This window comes from Streptomyces chartreusis, assembly GCF_008704715.1.
GTDB classification, from domain to species: Bacteria; Actinomycetota; Actinomycetes; order Streptomycetales; family Streptomycetaceae; genus Streptomyces; species Streptomyces chartreusis.
Genome location: NZ_CP023689.1, coordinates 9332990 through 9348823, shown reverse-complemented (window position 1 = coordinate 9348823; position 15834 = coordinate 9332990). Strand labels below are relative to the sequence as shown.

At 72.5% G+C, this 15834-nt stretch carries 14 protein-coding genes; 10 read left to right on the top strand and 4 right to left on the bottom strand.

Translation table 11 applies throughout. The features are described 5' to 3' along the window. Window positions 1-228: 228 nt before the first annotated feature. Complete coding sequence (locus CP983_RS41480) at window positions 229-1983, bottom strand: fatty acyl-AMP ligase (RefSeq protein WP_150505598.1); 1755 nt, start codon at window positions 1981-1983, stop codon at window positions 229-231. A gap of 569 nt (window positions 1984-2552) precedes the next feature. Here CP983_RS41480 and CP983_RS41475 point away from each other — a divergent pair. From CP983_RS41475 to CP983_RS41450, 6 genes are read left to right on the top strand one after another with little or no spacing between them, the layout of a single operon-like run. Next, a complete protein-coding gene (locus CP983_RS41475) occupies window positions 2553-4244 on the top strand; it encodes an ATP-binding protein (RefSeq protein ID WP_150505596.1) in 1692 nt (563 codons plus the stop codon). Next, window positions 4241-4663: a roadblock/LC7 domain-containing protein gene (locus CP983_RS41470; protein WP_093744622.1), complete on the top strand. Its 423-nt coding sequence runs from the start codon at window positions 4241-4243 to the stop codon at window positions 4661-4663. Before CP983_RS41475 ends, CP983_RS41470 begins: the two co-directional genes overlap by 4 nt. Further along, complete coding sequence (locus CP983_RS41465; protein ID WP_125527638.1) at window positions 4660-5022, top strand: DUF742 domain-containing protein; 363 nt, start codon at window positions 4660-4662, stop codon at window positions 5020-5022. Before CP983_RS41470 ends, CP983_RS41465 begins: the two co-directional genes overlap by 4 nt. Continuing rightward, window positions 4994-5632, top strand: a complete 639-nt coding sequence (locus CP983_RS41460; RefSeq protein ID WP_107909672.1) for a GTP-binding protein — start codon at window positions 4994-4996, stop codon at window positions 5630-5632. The genes CP983_RS41465 and CP983_RS41460 overlap by 29 nt, the downstream gene beginning before the upstream one ends. 5 nt (window positions 5633-5637) lie before the next feature. Further along, entirely contained in the window at window positions 5638-6876 is a 1239-nt protein-coding gene (locus CP983_RS41455) for a cytochrome P450 family protein (RefSeq protein WP_125527636.1), read from the top strand. Further along, entirely contained in the window at window positions 6873-8105 is a 1233-nt protein-coding gene (locus CP983_RS41450) for a cytochrome P450 family protein (protein WP_150505595.1), read from the top strand. The genes CP983_RS41455 and CP983_RS41450 overlap by 4 nt, the downstream gene beginning before the upstream one ends. A gap of 165 nt (window positions 8106-8270) precedes the next feature. Here the strand turns inward: CP983_RS41450 and CP983_RS41445 are convergent, their stop codons facing one another. After that, entirely contained in the window at window positions 8271-9803 is a 1533-nt protein-coding gene (locus CP983_RS41445) for a helix-turn-helix domain-containing protein (protein ID WP_150505593.1), read from the bottom strand. 166 nt (window positions 9804-9969) lie between these two features. On the opposite strand from CP983_RS41445, the gene CP983_RS41440 reads away from it, so the two are divergent. Both CP983_RS41440 and CP983_RS41435 read left to right on the top strand, forming a co-directional pair. After that, window positions 9970-10590, top strand: coding sequence for an L-threonylcarbamoyladenylate synthase (locus tag CP983_RS41440; RefSeq protein ID WP_163017214.1), 621 nt, complete (start codon window positions 9970-9972; stop codon window positions 10588-10590). A 123-nt stretch (window positions 10591-10713) separates the two neighbouring features. Further along, window positions 10714-11469: a dienelactone hydrolase family protein gene (locus CP983_RS41435; RefSeq protein WP_125527633.1), complete on the top strand. Its 756-nt coding sequence runs from the start codon at window positions 10714-10716 to the stop codon at window positions 11467-11469. 31 nt (window positions 11470-11500) lie between these two features. Here CP983_RS41435 and CP983_RS41430 read toward each other — a convergent pair whose 3' ends face one another. Then, window positions 11501-12388, bottom strand: coding sequence for an SDR family NAD(P)-dependent oxidoreductase (locus tag CP983_RS41430; protein WP_150505591.1), 888 nt, complete (start codon window positions 12386-12388; stop codon window positions 11501-11503). 71 nt (window positions 12389-12459) lie between these two features. Here CP983_RS41430 and CP983_RS41425 point away from each other — a divergent pair, with 71 nt between their 5' ends. After that, window positions 12460-13392, top strand: a complete 933-nt coding sequence (locus tag CP983_RS41425; protein WP_189748939.1) for a LysR family transcriptional regulator — start codon at window positions 12460-12462, stop codon at window positions 13390-13392. A 143-nt stretch (window positions 13393-13535) separates the two neighbouring features. Next, entirely contained in the window at window positions 13536-14756 is a 1221-nt protein-coding gene (locus CP983_RS41420; RefSeq protein WP_150505587.1) for an MFS transporter, read from the top strand. A gap of 12 nt (window positions 14757-14768) precedes the next feature. Here the strand turns inward: CP983_RS41420 and CP983_RS41415 are convergent, their stop codons facing one another. Next, the gene (locus CP983_RS41415; protein WP_167537837.1) at window positions 14769-15755 is read right to left on the bottom strand and encodes an alpha/beta fold hydrolase; all 987 of its coding nucleotides are present in this window, start codon (window positions 15753-15755) and stop codon (window positions 14769-14771) included. Window positions 15756-15834 lie beyond the last annotated feature (79 nt).

Below are 15834 nucleotides of genomic sequence, written 5' to 3'. Positions count from 1 at the left end.
GGCCCGGGGGCTCGGAGGCCCGTGCCGGGGCTCGGCTGGTGCGTCGCTACGTCCGTCGGGGTCGCCGTACGGCGGATGCGCCGACGGACGGTCGACGGGCCGGCGGCGGTGCCGGCCCGCGGTGGGCGGGCCGATGCCGACGGCGGCCGGTCGGTGCCGGGCCACGGCGGCCGGTCGGTGCCGGGTCACGGCAGGTGGCCGGTGCCGGGTCACGGCGATCGGCGGGTCTCAGCTCACGGCGGGCTCGGGGATCACGGCGAGCGTGCCCCCCAGGTAGGCCGCCCGGGAGGCGCGGCGCTGGATCTTGCCGCTGGAGGTCTTGGGGATGGTGCCCGGCTGGACCAGGACGACATCGCGCACGGACAGGCCGTGGGCCTCGCCGATGCCGCTGCGGACGACGTCGATGATCTTCTCCGCCTCGGCGGCCGAGTCCGGAGCGATCTCGGCGATGACGACGGCCTGTTCGCCGCCGCCCGATTCGCCGCTGCCCGATTCGCCGCCGTCGTTCCCGTCGACGGAGAACGCCGCGGTGCAGCCGGGACGCAGGGCCGGGTGGGCCATCTCGGCGGTCAGTTCCAGGTCCTGCGGGTAGTGGTTGCGGCCGTCGATGACGATGAGGTCCTTGAGGCGGCCGGTGACGAACAGCTCGCCGTCGCGCAGGAATCCGAGATCGCCGGTGCGCAGGAAGCGGCCGTCGTGCCCGGCCAGGGTGGCGCGGAAGGTCTCGCGGGTGGCGAGCGCGTTGCGCCAGTAGCCCTTGGCCACGCTCGCGCTGCGCACCCAGATCTCGCCGGTCCGCCCCTCGGGCAGTTCTTCGTGCCGTTCGGGGTCGGCGATGGCGACCGTGACTTCGGGCCCAGGTCGGCCGCAGCTGACGGCCGCGGCGTCGGACTGGCCTGCGTGCGGGCCGGTTTCGGGGGCCTGGAGCAGAGTGGGCGGGGTGTGGACGGTGCTGCCGGTGACCATCAGGGTGGCTTCGGCGAGGCCGTAGCAGGGGTAGAGCGACTCACGGCGGAACCCGGCCGGCGCGAAGGTGTCGGTGAAGCGCCGCAGGGTGGCGGCGCGCACCGGTTCGGCGCCGTTGAAGGCCACCTTCCAGCTGCTGAGGTCGAGTCCGTCGAGGAGCGCCGGCGTGGCGTGCTTGAGGCAGAGTTCGTACGCGAAGTTGGGGCCGCCGCTGGTGTGCGGGCGGTAGTGGCTGATCGCGGTGAGCCATCGCTCGGGCTGCTGGAGGAAGTGCAGCGGCGAGAAGAGGGTGGCGGTCACGCCGAGGTACACGGTGTTGAGGACCGGGCCTATGAGGCCCATGTCGTGGTACACCGGCAGCCAGCTGACGAACATCTCATGGCCGTGCTCCGCGATGACGTCCGGTGTGTGGCCCATGCGCTCGGTGATGACCCGCTCGTTGTCCAGCAGGTTCCCGTGGGTGACCATCACGCCGCGCGGCGCGGAGGTGGAGCCGGAGGTGTACTGGAGGAACGCGACGGAGTCGGCGTCGAGTTCGGGCTCGCGCCACGAGCCGGCCGTCTCGTCGGGGATGTCCTCGGTGGCGACGCACGTGATGTCGGCCAGCTCGGGCAAGTGCTCCGCGAGACCGGACAGGGCGGTGATCACCTCGCGGCCGCCGAGGATCACCTTGGCGTCGGCGTCGGCGATGAGCCGCTTCATCCGGGTCAGGGCACGGTGGTTCTGCGCACGCCCCTGCGGCGGGACGCCCGGCACGGCGACGACTCCGGCGGAGAGGCAGCCGAGGTAGCCGCAGATGAAGTCGAGGCCGGGCGGGTAGAGCAGCATCGCGCGGGTGCCGGCCAGGCCGCGCTCCTGGAGCCAGGCGGCCACGGCCCGGGACCGCTCGGCGAGACGGCCGTAGGAGATCTCCTGGATCTCGCCGTCGTGATCGCCGGTCGCGAGGTAGCGGTAGGCGGTTCGGTCGGGGTGGTGGGCGGCGTGCTGGGACAGCAGATCGACCAGAGATCGAACCATGTTGCGAGTCTCACCTGTCTGCATCGATGGGCGACGAACTGGAGTTCGAGGGCCAGGTGCGGGAAGGGTGCGGACGTCTCGGTCGGTCCGGCCCCCTTGCCGACCCTCCGTCTCGACGACCCGCCGAGGGGTCACGGCACCGATGTGCCGACCCCTGACATCCCCCCGTCCGGCTTGCTACCGGTGAGTAGCACCATAGCAACTCGCCCTGTTCGGCAAGTCGAACGCATGTAAACCCTACGTGTCCAAACCGGGTCGGCGCAGCGGGGGTCCCTTTTCCGGGCGTTTCACGACTTCCGTACGCACGAGAGCTCCGATGCTCTCGGTTCCCCGGCAGCCGCGGCCTGCACCCGCGAACCACTTGATCGAAGTCAACTCGGGCCTTCCGCAAGGCAATTCAGACAGTCCGCGCAGAAGTGAGCAGAGTCCCTTCACTTTCGAAGCGAAGTACCCGTCGACCGTGCGAGATCAGTCGATGACGGTGTGTACTGTGCTGCGAGCGGCTCGCCCGACGGCGCTCGGACCCAGCCCTGCCCGACTGCCCCGAACCGACCTCTGGAACGCATTCGATGATCGAATTCCCGGACCTGGCGACCGGCGGTCTCGCCGTCGGCATGCTGTCCGCTCTCGCCTTGGGCGGCGGGCTGCTGCGCGCACAGCGACAACAGGCGCGCCAGCGTGCCGAGATCGACGCGCTGCACCGCCAACTCGACGGCGCGGTCAAGGCGTTCACCGCCGAGATCGAGCATCTGGCGACCCGGCGGGTCCCGGCCGCCGCCCAGCAGCTCACACATCTCCACGTCGTCGTTCCGGGCCCGCTGCACCCGCAGACCGCGGAATCACCCCTGGGACCCGCGCTCGAACACGTGCTGAACGGGCTGCGCGTGGAACTGGCCGCGCAGCGCACGCGGATCGACGCCGCGGCCCAGGCCGGAATGCGCGGGGCGACCCGCGAGATCCAGGCGGCGCTGTACCGGCTCCAGGACGCGCTCCGCGGACTTCAGCAGAACTACGACGACCCCGAGTTGACGCAGACCCTGTTCCAACTCGACCACGAGAACGAGCAGTCGCTGCGGCGGGCGCAGGTCGCCGCCGTGGTGTGCGGGGCCTGGGTCGGGCTGGCCCGCGAGGAGTCGCATCTGGTGGACGCGGTGACCGGCGGCCAGGCCCGGCTCGCGGGCTACCACCGGATCCGGATCCACAACCACCTCGCCGCGGGGACCGGGCTCGTGTCCCACGCGGTGGAGCCGGTCGCGATCATCGTCGCCGAACTCCTCGACAACGCCCTGCGGCACTCCGCGCCGGACACCGACGTCGTGGTCAATCTGGAGCACGTCCATCACGGCGTCTGCGTCACCGTGGACGACGCGGGCCTCGGCATGACGCAGGACGAACGCGCCCGCGCACAGCGGCTGGTGGCCGGATCCGATCCGATCCTCCTCACCGAGCTGGGCGATCCGCCGCGCATGGGGCTCGCCGCGATCGGGCAGCTGACCCGGCAGTTCGACCTGAGCGTCGACCTGTCCTCGCCGTCGCCGTACGGCGGAGTGCGGGCCGTACTGCGGGTCGACAGCCACCTGCTCAGCGACATCGACTCCGAGGAGCGCCCGCCCGCGGCCAGCGCACCGCGCTCCACGCGGCCGACCGCCCGGGAGGAGAAGCCCGGAACCGGAAAGCCCCGGGTGCCACAGCAGGAGAAGGCGCACGACACGCGACAAGCGGCGCCACCCGATTCCTCAGCGCCCCCCGCCTCCTCCGCGTCCACCACGTCCGCCGTCGAGGCGGCCCGGGACACCCGACCGGAGCCGGCCACCGCCCCTCCCACCGCGCCCTCTCAGGCGGCTGCCACCGAGCGCTCGGCCGACACGCACGGCTACGGCGCCGAGCACGACGACGCCACCGACGCCGTCTCCGGGCATCACGGTCCCCGGGACACCGGTGGTCTCCCGCAGCGCCGGCGCCGCCGCACCCGTACGACCCCGGCGTCCGACGACGCGCCGGCGCCGCCACCCGCCGAGCGCCGCCCCGAACAGGCCGCTGCCGCACTGGGCGCGCTCCAGGCCGGCACCGCGGCGGCCCGGAAGGCGTCCGGCGAGCCCACCGGCGACGACGCCTCCACAGACGTACCGAACGCCTCCGTGCCGGAGCCCGCGTTGCGGGAGCGCGCGCGAGCCGAGCGCGAGCCGGACCGAACCGTCGCGCACGACACCGACCAGACCGATAAGACCGACCACGACCATGAAGGGGGAACGGCTCGATGACCAGCCGCGAAGCGGGGGACACGGCCTGGGTGCTCGAACCGATCCTGGAGGTGCCGCACGTGGTGGCGGCCGTGCTGCTCACGCGGGACGGCCTGGTGACCGGGTACACCGACGCGCTCACCCAGCCGTCGGCCGAGCGGGTCGCCGCCATCACCAGCACCGTGCAGGGCGCCTGCCGTACGGCGGCCGCCGCGTTCGCCGACCGGGAGCGGGCCGAGGTGCGGCAGGTCGTGATCGAGTCCGACCACGGCTATGTGCTGATCGTGCCGACGGACCACGGCTCCTGTGTCGCCGCGTACGGGGACGGGGAGGTGCGCCTGGACATGCTCGCGCACCGGGTCCACTCGCAGGTGGCGCGACTGGGCGAGAAGGCGATGGCGGCCGCGCCCCGAGGTGCCGACGGCGGCGCGTCGGCATGACCGGCCGCCGTGGCGGCCGCCCCCTGGTTCCCGCGTATCTGTCGACCGGCGGCGTGGCCCGGCCGAGCCGCCCCCATCTGGAGCGGCTGTCGGTGCTCAGCAGCACCCGCACCCTCGCGCCCGCCGGTCTGCCCGCGGCGCAACTCGCCCTGCTGGACGCCCTGGACGACGGCTCGCTCACGGTGGTGGAGGCGGCGGCGCTGCTGCGGCTGCCCGTGTCCGCCGTACGCGTTCTCGCTGGCGAGCTCATCGACCGGGAGCTGGCGTCGTCCCGCGCGCCGATCCCGCCCGCCGAGCGCTTCGACCCCGATCTGCTGAAAAGAGTGGCCGATGGCCTTCGCGCCCTCAAGCACACCTAGCCGCACCGGTGATGTCCCCCGTGACTCCGGGGACATCCACCTGCCCGACACCGCCCGCGACCTCGTCAAGATCCTGGTCGCCGGCCCGTTCGGGGTGGGCAAGACGACCCTGATCGGCTCCGTCTCCGAGATCCGGCCGCTGCACACCGAGGAACCGATCAGCGAGGCGTCCGCGCCGCTGGACGATCTCGCCGGGGTGCGGGACAAGGCGACGACCACGGTCGCCGTCGACTTCGGCCGGATCAGCCTGCCGGGCGGGGTCGTGCTGTATCTGTTCGGCACGCCCGGGCAGGAGCGGTTCCGGGCGCTGTGGGACGACATCGCCTACGGCGCGCTAGGAGCACTCGTCCTGGTCGACAGCCGTCGTATCGACGCGTCGTTCGACGTGCTGGGGCTGGTGGAGGAGTCGGGGCTGCCGTACGCGGTCGCCTTCAACGACTTCCCGGACGCGCCCCGGCACCACACCGAGGAACAACTGCGCGCCGCCCTGGACCTGGCGGCGGGCACGCCGATGGTGACGTGCGACGCGCGTGACGCCGACTCGTCCGTCGACGCGCTGCTCGCGCTGGTCCAGCACCTGATCGAACGTCACGCCCCTGAGGACCGGTGACCCGGATGACCACCCACTCCCCCGACCGGCAGACCTTCGCCCGCTCGGCGCCCGTGCGGCTGTGGGAGGACGGTTTCGCACTGGATCCGTATCCCTATTACGACGCCCTGCGCGCCCAGGGCCCGGTCGGCTGGGCGGAGTTGGCGCCGGGCGTGCCGGCGTACGTCGTCACCGACCGGCGGGCGGCGCTGGATCTGCTGCACGACACGGAGACGTTCTCTCACGACCCGCGGCCGTGGGAGGCCACGGTCGCCGACGACTCGCCGGTGCTCGGGATGATGCGCTGGCGGCCCAACACCCTGTTCGCCGACGGGGCGGCGCATGTCCGGTACCGCAGCTCGCTGATCGACACCTTCGACCGGATCGAGCCGCACGATCTGCGGGCCCGGGTGCACCGTGCGGTGCGGGTGCTAGTCGGTCGGTTCGGGCCGAAGGGCAGGGCCGATCTGGTGGGCGAGTTCGCCCGGCCGCTGATGGCGCTGGTGTTCAACAGTCTCTTCGGGCTGCCGGACAGCCAGAGCGACCGGCTCGACGTGGCCCTGGGCAAGATGATGGAGGGCGGCGCCGAATCGGCGGAGGGCGAGGCGGAGTTCGGCGGCTACGTCCTGGAGCTGATCGCGGCCAAGTCCGAGGAACGGGGCGACGACCTGCCGAGCCGGCTCCTCGACCACCCCGCCGGGCTCACGGCGGAGGAGGTCACCTGGCAGGTGTTCCTGACCCTGGGCGCCGGGCACGAGCCGACGGCCAACCTGGTGTCGAACGCGCTGTCCCGCATCCTCGGCAACGCGCAGTACTACTCCACTCTCACCAGCGGGGCCCGCCCGGTGACGGACGCGGTGGTGGAGGTGCTGCACCACGAGACGCCGCTCGCCAATTACGGCATCCACTACGCGCGCGGCCCTGTGTCCTTCCACGGCACCTGGATCAGGGCCGCGGTTCCGGTCGTCGTCTCGTACGGGGCGCTCGCGCACTTCGCCGAGCGGGAGGTGACCGGTGACCGCCATCCCCGCGACGCCTCGCATCTGTCGTGGTCGGCGGGCCCGCACGCGTGCCCGGTGCGGCAGCACACGCTGCTCATCGCCACCGAGGCGATCGAGCGGCTCACCCAGTGGCTGCCCGACATGGAGCCGGTGGTGCCCCGGGAGCGACTGACCTGGCGACCCGGCCCGTTCCATCGCTCGCTGACCTCGTTGCCCGTCCGGTTCAGCCCTCGCTCCCCCGACCAGCCAGGAGTTCCTTCGTGACCGTGTCCGACCGCACCGACCGCTTCGCCCTCGACCCGTTCGGCGCCGACATCCCCGGCGAGAGCGCCCGGCTGCGCGCCCTCGGCCCGATCGTGCCCGTGGACCTGCCGGGCGGGATCCCCGTGTGGGCGCCCACGGGCTACGACACCCTGAAGGAACTCATCCTCGACCCCCGGGTCAGCAAGGACCCCAGGCAGCACTGGCGGCTGTGGCCCGAGATAGCCGAACACCCCTCCTGGGGCTGGATCCTGGGCTGGGTCGGCGTGGTCAACATGCTCTCGACGTACGGCACCGACCATGCGCGGCTGCGCAAACTGGTCGCGCCGAGCTTCACCCAGCGGCGCACGGAGGTGATGCGCCCGCGCGTGGAGGCGATCACCGGGGAGCTGCTGGACGCGCTCGACAAGGGGGACGCGGAGGTCGATCTCAAGGCCGGGTTCGCGCATCCGCTGCCGATGCGGATGATCTGCGAACTGTTTGGTGTCCCGGACGAGTTGCAGGAGGCGACCGGGACCCTCATCGCGGCGATCATGGACACCTCCGACCCGAGTCCGGAGCACGCCGCGTTCGTGCAGGAGCAGATCGGCACGGTGCTGCCCGCGCTCATCGCCCACCGCAGCGAGCACCCCGGGGACGATCTGACGACCGAGCTGATCCGGGTCCGCGACGAGGACGGCGACCGGCTCAGCGACGAGGAGCTGCTGTACACGCTGCTACTGGTGATCGGAGCCGGGTTCGAGACGACGGTCAATCTCATCGGCAACGCGGTCGTGGCCCTGCTGACCCATCCCGAGCAGCTGGCGGACGTGAGGTCCGGCAAGATCGGCTGGGACGCGGTGATCGACGAGACGCTGCGGGTGCATCCGTCGATCGCGTCGCTGCCCCTGCGGTTCGCCGTCAGCGACATCGAGGTCGGGGACGTGACCGTCGCGGCCGGGGACGCCATCATCACGACGTACGCGGCCGCGGGGGTGGATCCCGCGCACTACGGCCAGGACGCGGACTCCTTCGACGCCTCGCGCGGGGCCGACGACCATCTGGCGTTCGGGATCGGTGTGCACCGGTGCATCGGGGCGCCGCTGGCCCGTGTCGAGGCCCTGACGGCGCTGCCCGCCCTCTTCGAGCGCTTCCCCGACCTGCGGCTGGCCGTGCGCGAGGAGGAGCTGCGTCAGGTTCCGTCGTTCATCGCGTTCGGCTGGCAGGAGATCCCGGTACTGCTGCGCGGATGACGGTCTCGATGCGCGGATGACCGCATTGATGCGCGGATGACCGATTCAGGGCGCGGGGACGCGACCGGTCCCCCGTTCCGGTCGTGTCCCCGCGGAGAGTCGAACTTACGTCTGCGACGGAGACATTGGGTATCGCGTCGGTGCCCACTGCAGAGCCCCCGGCACTCACCCGTGCACAAGTGAGTCCGGAAGGCCCGTTTTCACCCCGTGGAGGGCGGGCTGATCCAGGTCGTCCAGCGCGAGATGGGCCAGTACGACCTCGTACAGGTCGCTGCCGCCGGCGAGCAGCTGGCGTTCGAGGACAGGCTCCGCGCTGCGGACGTGCTCGCGGACGGTCTGCGCGTGGACGCCCAGGGTCTGCGCCGTCCGTTCGGCGTTGGCGCCCTCGGCGATCCAGGTCCGCAGGGTGCGGCGCAGGTCACGGGTGTCCTGGTCGAGGTGGGCGAGCAGGTCCTGCGCCCAGGTGCGCATCGCGGGCCCGGACAGCAGGTCGCACAGCGAGACGGGGGCGTCGTCCGAGCTGTCGTCGCCGGCCGGTGTGTCCGCCAAGCTGACCTGGATGTTGAGCGCGAGGTGGACGACGGCTCGGGCCGTGAGGTTGCCGAAGTCGGTGCGCAGCAGGGTCTCCACGCGTTCCATGCGGGCGCGGACGGTGTTGCGGCTGACGCCGAGGACCTTGGCGGCGTTGACGGCGGTGAACTCCAGGCCGAGCCGGGTGGTGGCGAGCAGTTCGGCGCGGGTGTGGTGCGGCAGGGTGTCGAGCGGGCGCAGCAGCCGGTCGGTCCAGTCGCGCAGGGCCACCGGGTCGATGAGGCGCTCGGGGTGGGTGCGTTCGGCGTAGACGGCCGCCTTGTCGGGGCGGAAGTGGGCCACGGCGAGGGCGCTGACGGCCTGCCCGTACGCGGTGGCGGTCCGGGCCAGGCTCTGCCGGGCGCTGCCGCCGATGAAGGTGCGGGGGCGTCCGCCGATCAGTGACCGCAGGTCGCGGGCCTCCGACTCGCCGGGCGTCACGACGATCACATGCTCGTCCACCGCCGGGCAGAGCACGACGAGCGCCCGCTCGCCCGTCACGTCGATGCATTCCTCGGCGACCAGGTCGCGTTCCTCGACGGTGCCTTCGACGACGTGGACGCAGGCGGTGTCGGTGTCGAGCAGTCCGGGCCACAGCCCCGCGGCGACGCGGCGCGCGGAGACGGTGTCCTCGACCATGAGCAGTTGCAGGATCGCCAGCCGCAGATCGGACGTGGCCCGTTCGAGCCGGAGCCCGGCGGCGGTGGTCTCCTCCGCCTGGAGGAGGAGTTCGATGACCTGGACGGTGTGCGTGACGATGTCGGAGGTCCGCCGGTCGAAGGGCGTCTCCCGCGACACGGCGAGGACGCCCGCCGCCGAGGGATTGGGGTACGTGACCCGCACCAGCCGCAGATGACGGCCCTGCCCCTCCCAGGCGGCCGAGGCGATCCGGCCGGCGGCGACGGCCGCGACGAGGTCCTCGTCCAGCGGCGGCCGCGTTCCCGCGAGGAGCCTGCCGGTGTCGTCCTGGAGCGAGGCGATGCCCTGCACCGCGCCGGCGAGCCAGGTCACGACCCGGCGGACGTCCCGTCCATGGGGCCGCAGATGCTCCAGCAACTCCTGCGCCCACGCCGAGCCGTCGGCGCTCCCCGTCCCCGCCCGACGGTTCCCGTCCTCTCTGCCAGCCACTCGGCCTTCACCTCGTCCTGCACTTCATCCACGACGTACCGGTCGGGGACGTTACCTCACACATCCGTGAACGTGGGGTGCCCGGACACCGACCAGAACTTCCGGACGTCGCGCGGCCGACCGGGCCTGGGCGGCTGCGGGGGCGCACAGGGCATAGGCTCGGTGAATGGCGAAGTACTTCGATGTGCACCCCGACAACCCTCAGCCGCGCACCATCGCCCAGATCGCGGACAGCGTCCGTTCGGGTGCGCTCATCGCGTATCCGACGGACTCCTGCTATGCGCTGGGCTGCCGGCTGGGCAGCCGTGACGGCATCGACCGGATCCGCACGATCCGTCGGCTGGACGACCGGCACCACTTCACCCTCGTGTGCCAGGACTTCGCGCAGCTCGGCCAGTTCGTGCGGATCGACAACGACGTGTTCCGCGCGATCAAGGCGTCGACGCCCGGCAGCTACACGTTCATCCTGCCCGCGACGAGGGAGGTGCCGCGCATGCTCCAGCACCCGAAGAAGAAGACGGTGGGCGTGCGCATCCCCGACCACGTCGTGACGCAGGCGCTGCTCAGCGAGCTGGGCGAGCCGCTGCTGTCCAGCACGCTGCTGCTGCCGGACGAGGAGGAGCCGATGACCCAGGGCTGGGAGATCAAGGACCGGCTCGACCATGTGCTGGACGCGGTCGTCGACTCCGGGGAATGCGGCACCGAGCCGACCACGGTGATCGACTTCTCGGGTGGCGAGGCGGAGATCGTGCGCGTGGGAGCGGGTGACGTCTCCAGGTTCGAGTAAAGCGGTCGCCAAGCGGGAGGGGGCGCCTCGGGCCGTTGGATGGTGCATGAAACCATGTGCGCGGCCCGGCTCCACCGGGTCGGCGACCCGTTCGCCGTGGACTGCGCAGAGAGGCAACCCCCCATGACCTCCGTACAGGGAACCGCCGTCGACATCCCCACCGAGGACGGCGTCGCCGACGCGTATCTGTCCCACCCCGCCGACGGCGAGCCGCGTCCCGCGGTCCTGCTCTACATGGACGCCTTCGGTCTGCGGCCGCGACTCGAGCAGATGGCGGACCGGCTCGCCGGGGCCGGCTACACGGTGCTGGTGCCGAACGTGTTCTACCGGGCCGGGCGCGCTCCGCTCTTCGATCTGCCCGAGTTCATCGATCCGGCGGCGCGGCCGGAGATCTTCCAGAGCATCATGCCGGTCATGCAGCAGCTGACGCCCGAGGCGGCGATGCGGGACGCCGGCGCGTATCTGCGCTGGCTGGCCGACTGCCCGGCGGCGGCCGACGGCCCGGTCGCACTGACCGGCTACTGCATGGGCGCCCGGCTGACCCTCCTCACGGCCGGTACGTATCCGGACCGGGTCGCCGCGGCGGCCGGCTTCCACGGCGGGCGGCTTGCGACGGAGGCGCCGGACAGCCCGCACCTGGTGGCCGAACACATCACCGCCGAGCTGTACTTCGGCCACGCCGACCAGGACCCGTCCCTGCCCACCGAGCAGATCGAGCGCCTGGAGAACGCGCTCACGAAGGCCGGCGTACGGCACCGTTGCGAGGTCTACCCGGGTGCCGGGCACGGGTACACGCAGTCCGACACCTCCGCGTACGACCGCGAGGGCGACGAGCGGCACTGGGCGGCACTCCTGGATCTGCTGAAGCGGACGTTCTGAGGGACCGGGACGGGCGCCCGGAGTGGGCGTCTCAGGGCGTGAGTAGCCTGTCCTGTTCCACCGGCGGTGTGCCGTCGTGCCAGTCGAGGGGCCTGCCGAAACGGACCAACTCGCCGTAGAGGGAAGGGTCGACGTGCTCGGTGAAGATCAGGTCGAGCACCGGGCGGGCGGCGTCGGAGGGGGACCGGGCATGGCTGTAGTCGCTGAACCACGGGCGTGAGGTGGCGGTGTCGACCATGCCGGGGCAGACGGCGGCGATCAGGGTGTCGGTGGCCAGGTCGTGGTCGCGGCGCTCGGCGGCGACCGCGCGGACGGCGGCGACCTGGGCGACCTTCGAGGGCACGTTCAGCCAGAGGGGCCAACCCGCCTCGGTGGCGGTATCGCGGTGCACGGCGCCGCGCCAGGACTCGACGGCGTACTCGACCTGGTCGAGGCTCGCGCCGTCGAACAGGTGGTGCAGCCGTGGGTCGAGGTGACCGAGCGTGCCCAGAGAGCTGGCCACGACGATCAGCCGGCCGCCCGGACGCAGCACCGGGCCGAAGGAGCGCAGTACGGCGTGCGTGGCGGTGTTGGAGACGTCGATGAACTCGTCGGCGCGCTGTGCCTGCGACTCCCCGGGCAGCAGACGGGCGACCGCGTTGGAGACGACGACGTCGACCCCGCCGTGCCGGGCCCGGAGGTCCTCCGCGAGGCGGGCGATGGCGTCGTTGTCCGTGACGTCCAGGACCCGGCCCTCGACGCGGGCGTGCGTGCCGGGCAGCCGGGTGACCTCGTGGACGGCCTCGGTCACGCGCTGCGGGCTGCGACCGGTGAGCAGGACCAGGTCGTCCGGGCGCATGCGGGCCGCGAGTCCTTCGACGAGGGCGCGGCCGAGTCCCTGGTTGGCGCCGGTGACGAGGGCGATGCGTGAAGCGTTCATGCCTGTCACGCTAGGAACGCCCGGTCCATGAGTCCAACGAGAGTCGAGCACGCATGGTATGCGTGAACGTCATGGACTTCACCGAGGTGTCGCTGACCGCGCTGCGGGTGTTCCGGGCGGTGGCGGAGCAGGGGACCTTCACGGCGGCCGCCGGATCGCTGGGATACACCCAGTCGGCGGTGTCCCGGCAGATCGCCGCGATCGAGCGGGCCGCGGGCGCGGAGTTGCTGGAGCGGCGACGCGACGGGGTGCGGCTGACGGCGGCGGGCCGGGTGGTCATGCGCCGGGCGACGGTCGTGCTCGACGAGATCGAGGCGACCGCCCGCGAGCTGTCCGGGCTGCCCGACCAGGCCGCGACCGTGCGGCTGGGCTGGTTCCCCAGTGCGGGCGCCGTGCTGGTGCCCCGAGCGCTGGCCGCCCTGCGCCGCACTCACCCCGGTCTGGAGGTCGTGGGCCGCGAGGGCGGCACTCCGGCGCTGGTACGGGCGCTGCGGGCGGGCAGCCTCGATCTGGCGCTGCTCGGATCGGCGCCGCCGTTCCGCGCCCCGGACGCGGAGTCGCCCCCGCTCGCGCTGCGGACACTCAGCGAACGCCCGCTGCGTCTGGCGGTGCCCGCCGCGCACCCGCTCGCGCGCGGTGACTTCGTCGATGTGGCCGATCTGCGCGGGCAGCGCTGGATCGCCGGTTCCACCACCGGCGAGGACCGTCTGATGGGGGTGTGGCCGGGTCTGGACGAGCGTCCGGAGATCGCCCACACGGCCCGTGACTGGCTGGCCAAGCTGCAGCTCGTGGCCGCCGGTTGCGGGCTGACGACCGTACCCGCCGTCCTTGCCTCCGCCGCGCCGCCCGGCGTCCGCGTACTCCCGGTACGGGGCGGGCCCCAGGAGCAGCGGCGCCTGGTCCTGGCCCGCCTCCCCCTGCCGCCGTCCGAGCCGGTCGCCCGCGTGGCGGCCGCTCTGCGCGCGGCGGCACTCGACGCGGACGCCCCCGCCGAAGCCCCCTGAACGGCGGGGTGAACACGTGCGGTGCCGGTGCGGCGGGCGCAAGCTGGAGCGGTGCCCGCATCGCCCGCCCGCACGACCGGACCGTGGGGAGAAACCCGGATGACCTCGATGGCGAACCCGCCCGACGAGTGCGACGTCTGACCATGCCGGTACAGGACGGTGTCCGGGGCACGGACCTCGGTGTGCGACGGACGTGGCGGGCGTGTCTGCTCGGCGGGGCGGTGTTCGCGGTCGGCATGGCGGGGACCACGCTGCCGACTCCCCTGTACGGCCACTACCAGGACAAGTTCGGGTTCTCCGAGCTGACGGTCACCATCGTGTACGCGGTGTACGCCTTCGCGGTCATCGGCGTACTGCTGCTCGCGGGCAACGCCTCCGACACGGTCGGCCGGCGTCCGGTGATCCTCGCGGCCCTGGGCTGCGCGGCGGTGAGTGCCGTCTGCTTCCTGCTGGCCACGTCACTGGGCTGGCTGTACGCGGGCCGGCTGCTGTCGGGTCTGTCGGCCGGTCTGCTCACCGGGGCCGCCACGGCGTACGTCATGGAGCTGGCCCCGCGCGACGGCGCCGCCCGCGCCACGCTGGTCGCGACCGCGGCCAACATGGGCGGGCTGGGCTGCGGTCCACTGCTCGCGGGGGTGCTGGCGCAGTACGCCCCGTGGCCGCTGTATCTGCCGTTCGCCGTGCATCTCGCCCTGGTGGCCTGCTCGGCGGTGGTCGTGCTGTGGCTGCCGGAGACCGTCCGGGAGCGGCGGCGGCTCGGGACGGTACGGCCGCAGAAACCGAGTCTGCCTCCGCAGGTGCGGCCGGTGTTCGGGCCCGCGGCGACCGCCTCGTTCGCGGGTTTCGCGCTGTTCGGTGTGTTCACCTCGGTCAGTCCGGCCTTCCTCGCGGAGTCCCTGAACGAGCGCAACCACGCCGTGAGCGGGCTCGTGGTGGCGATGGCGTTCTTCGCGTCGACCGCCGGGCAACTGGCCGTCGGCCGGGTGGGCGTGAGCCGGTCGTTGCCGCTGGGCTGCGGTCTGCTGCTGGTCGGGCTGGCGCTGCTGGCGGGAGCGCTGCTGTGGGACCTGCTGGCGCTGGTGGTGGCGAGCGCGGTCGTCGGCGGGGTCGGTCAGGGGCTGGCGTTCCGGGCGGCCCTGTCGGCGGTGGCGCAGGCGTCCCCGGCGGACCGGCGTGCGGCCGTCATCTCGACGCTGTTCGTGGTGGCGTACGGCGGCATCTCGCTCCCGGTCATCGGGGTGGGGGTGCTGACCGGCCCGATGGGTCTGGAGGGTGCGGGTCTGGTGTTCATCGCCTGCATGACGGTCCTGGTGACCTCGTCCGCCGCGTATCTGATCAAGCGGCCGGTGCCCGCGGGGGCGTGAGCGTTTCGCCGGCTAGAGGGCGTCGAGCCATTCGGTCAGCAGGCGGTTGGTCTCCTGAGGGCGTTCCTGCTGGAGCCAGTGGCCGCAGCCGTCGAGGAGGTGCGAGGAGGTGAGGCTGGGCAGGGTGGTGGGGTAGGCCGCGATCGCGTCGGCGAGCCAGGTGGTCGAGGGGTCCAGCGCGCCGCCGAGGAACAGCGAGGGCTGGGTCACGGGGGCGCCGCCGTGGCCGGCGAGGTCCGCCCAGTCCCGGTCCATGTTCCGGTAGCGGTTCAGGGCCCCGATCAGGCCGGTGCGTTCGAACTCCCCGGCGTAGACGTCCAGGTCGGACTCGTCGAGCCAGGCGGGCAGACGGTCGGCGGGGAAGCGTTCGCGCAGTGTGCCGCCCGGCGTGACGAAGTGCGGGTCGGGGGCACCGGGCCCCGGCATGGTGTCGGCGGACAGGGCGGCGTAGAAACCGGCGAGCCAGCCGCGGACGTCGGGCTCGATCTCGGCCTCCGCACGGCCGGGCTCCTGGAAGTAGGAGACGTAGAACTCCTCCGGGCCGCCCATCCCCGCGAACACCTCGCTCGGCTTCGGGCCGCCGGGCGGGGTGTACGGGACGCTCAGCAGCCCGACGGCGCGGAACACGTCGGGGCGCAGCAGCGCGGAGGTGGCGGCGATCGTGGCGCCCCAGTCGTGCCCCACGATGACGGCGTCGCGCTCACCGAGGGCTTCCACGACGGCGACGTTGTCGTCGACCAGCTCCAGCATCCGGTACGACTCCACCGCTTCGGGCCGGGAGGAACGGCCGTAGCCGCGCACGTCGACGGCGACCGCGCGGTATCCGGCCGCCGCGAGTGCCGGAAGTTGGTGGCGCCAGGAGTACCAGCACTCCGGGAAGCCGTGCACGAGGAGCACCAGCGGCCCGGTTCCCTGTTCCGCGACGTGGATCCTCCCGGCGGGAGCGGGGACCAGACGGTGCGTGGCGTCCGTGGACGTCGCGTGTGCGGGCTGCGGCATGTTTCCTCCCGGGCTGCGCATGAGCGGCGCGTAGTGGCTCTGCCATCCTGCGTCGGCCGGTAGAGGCGCCACGAGCCTC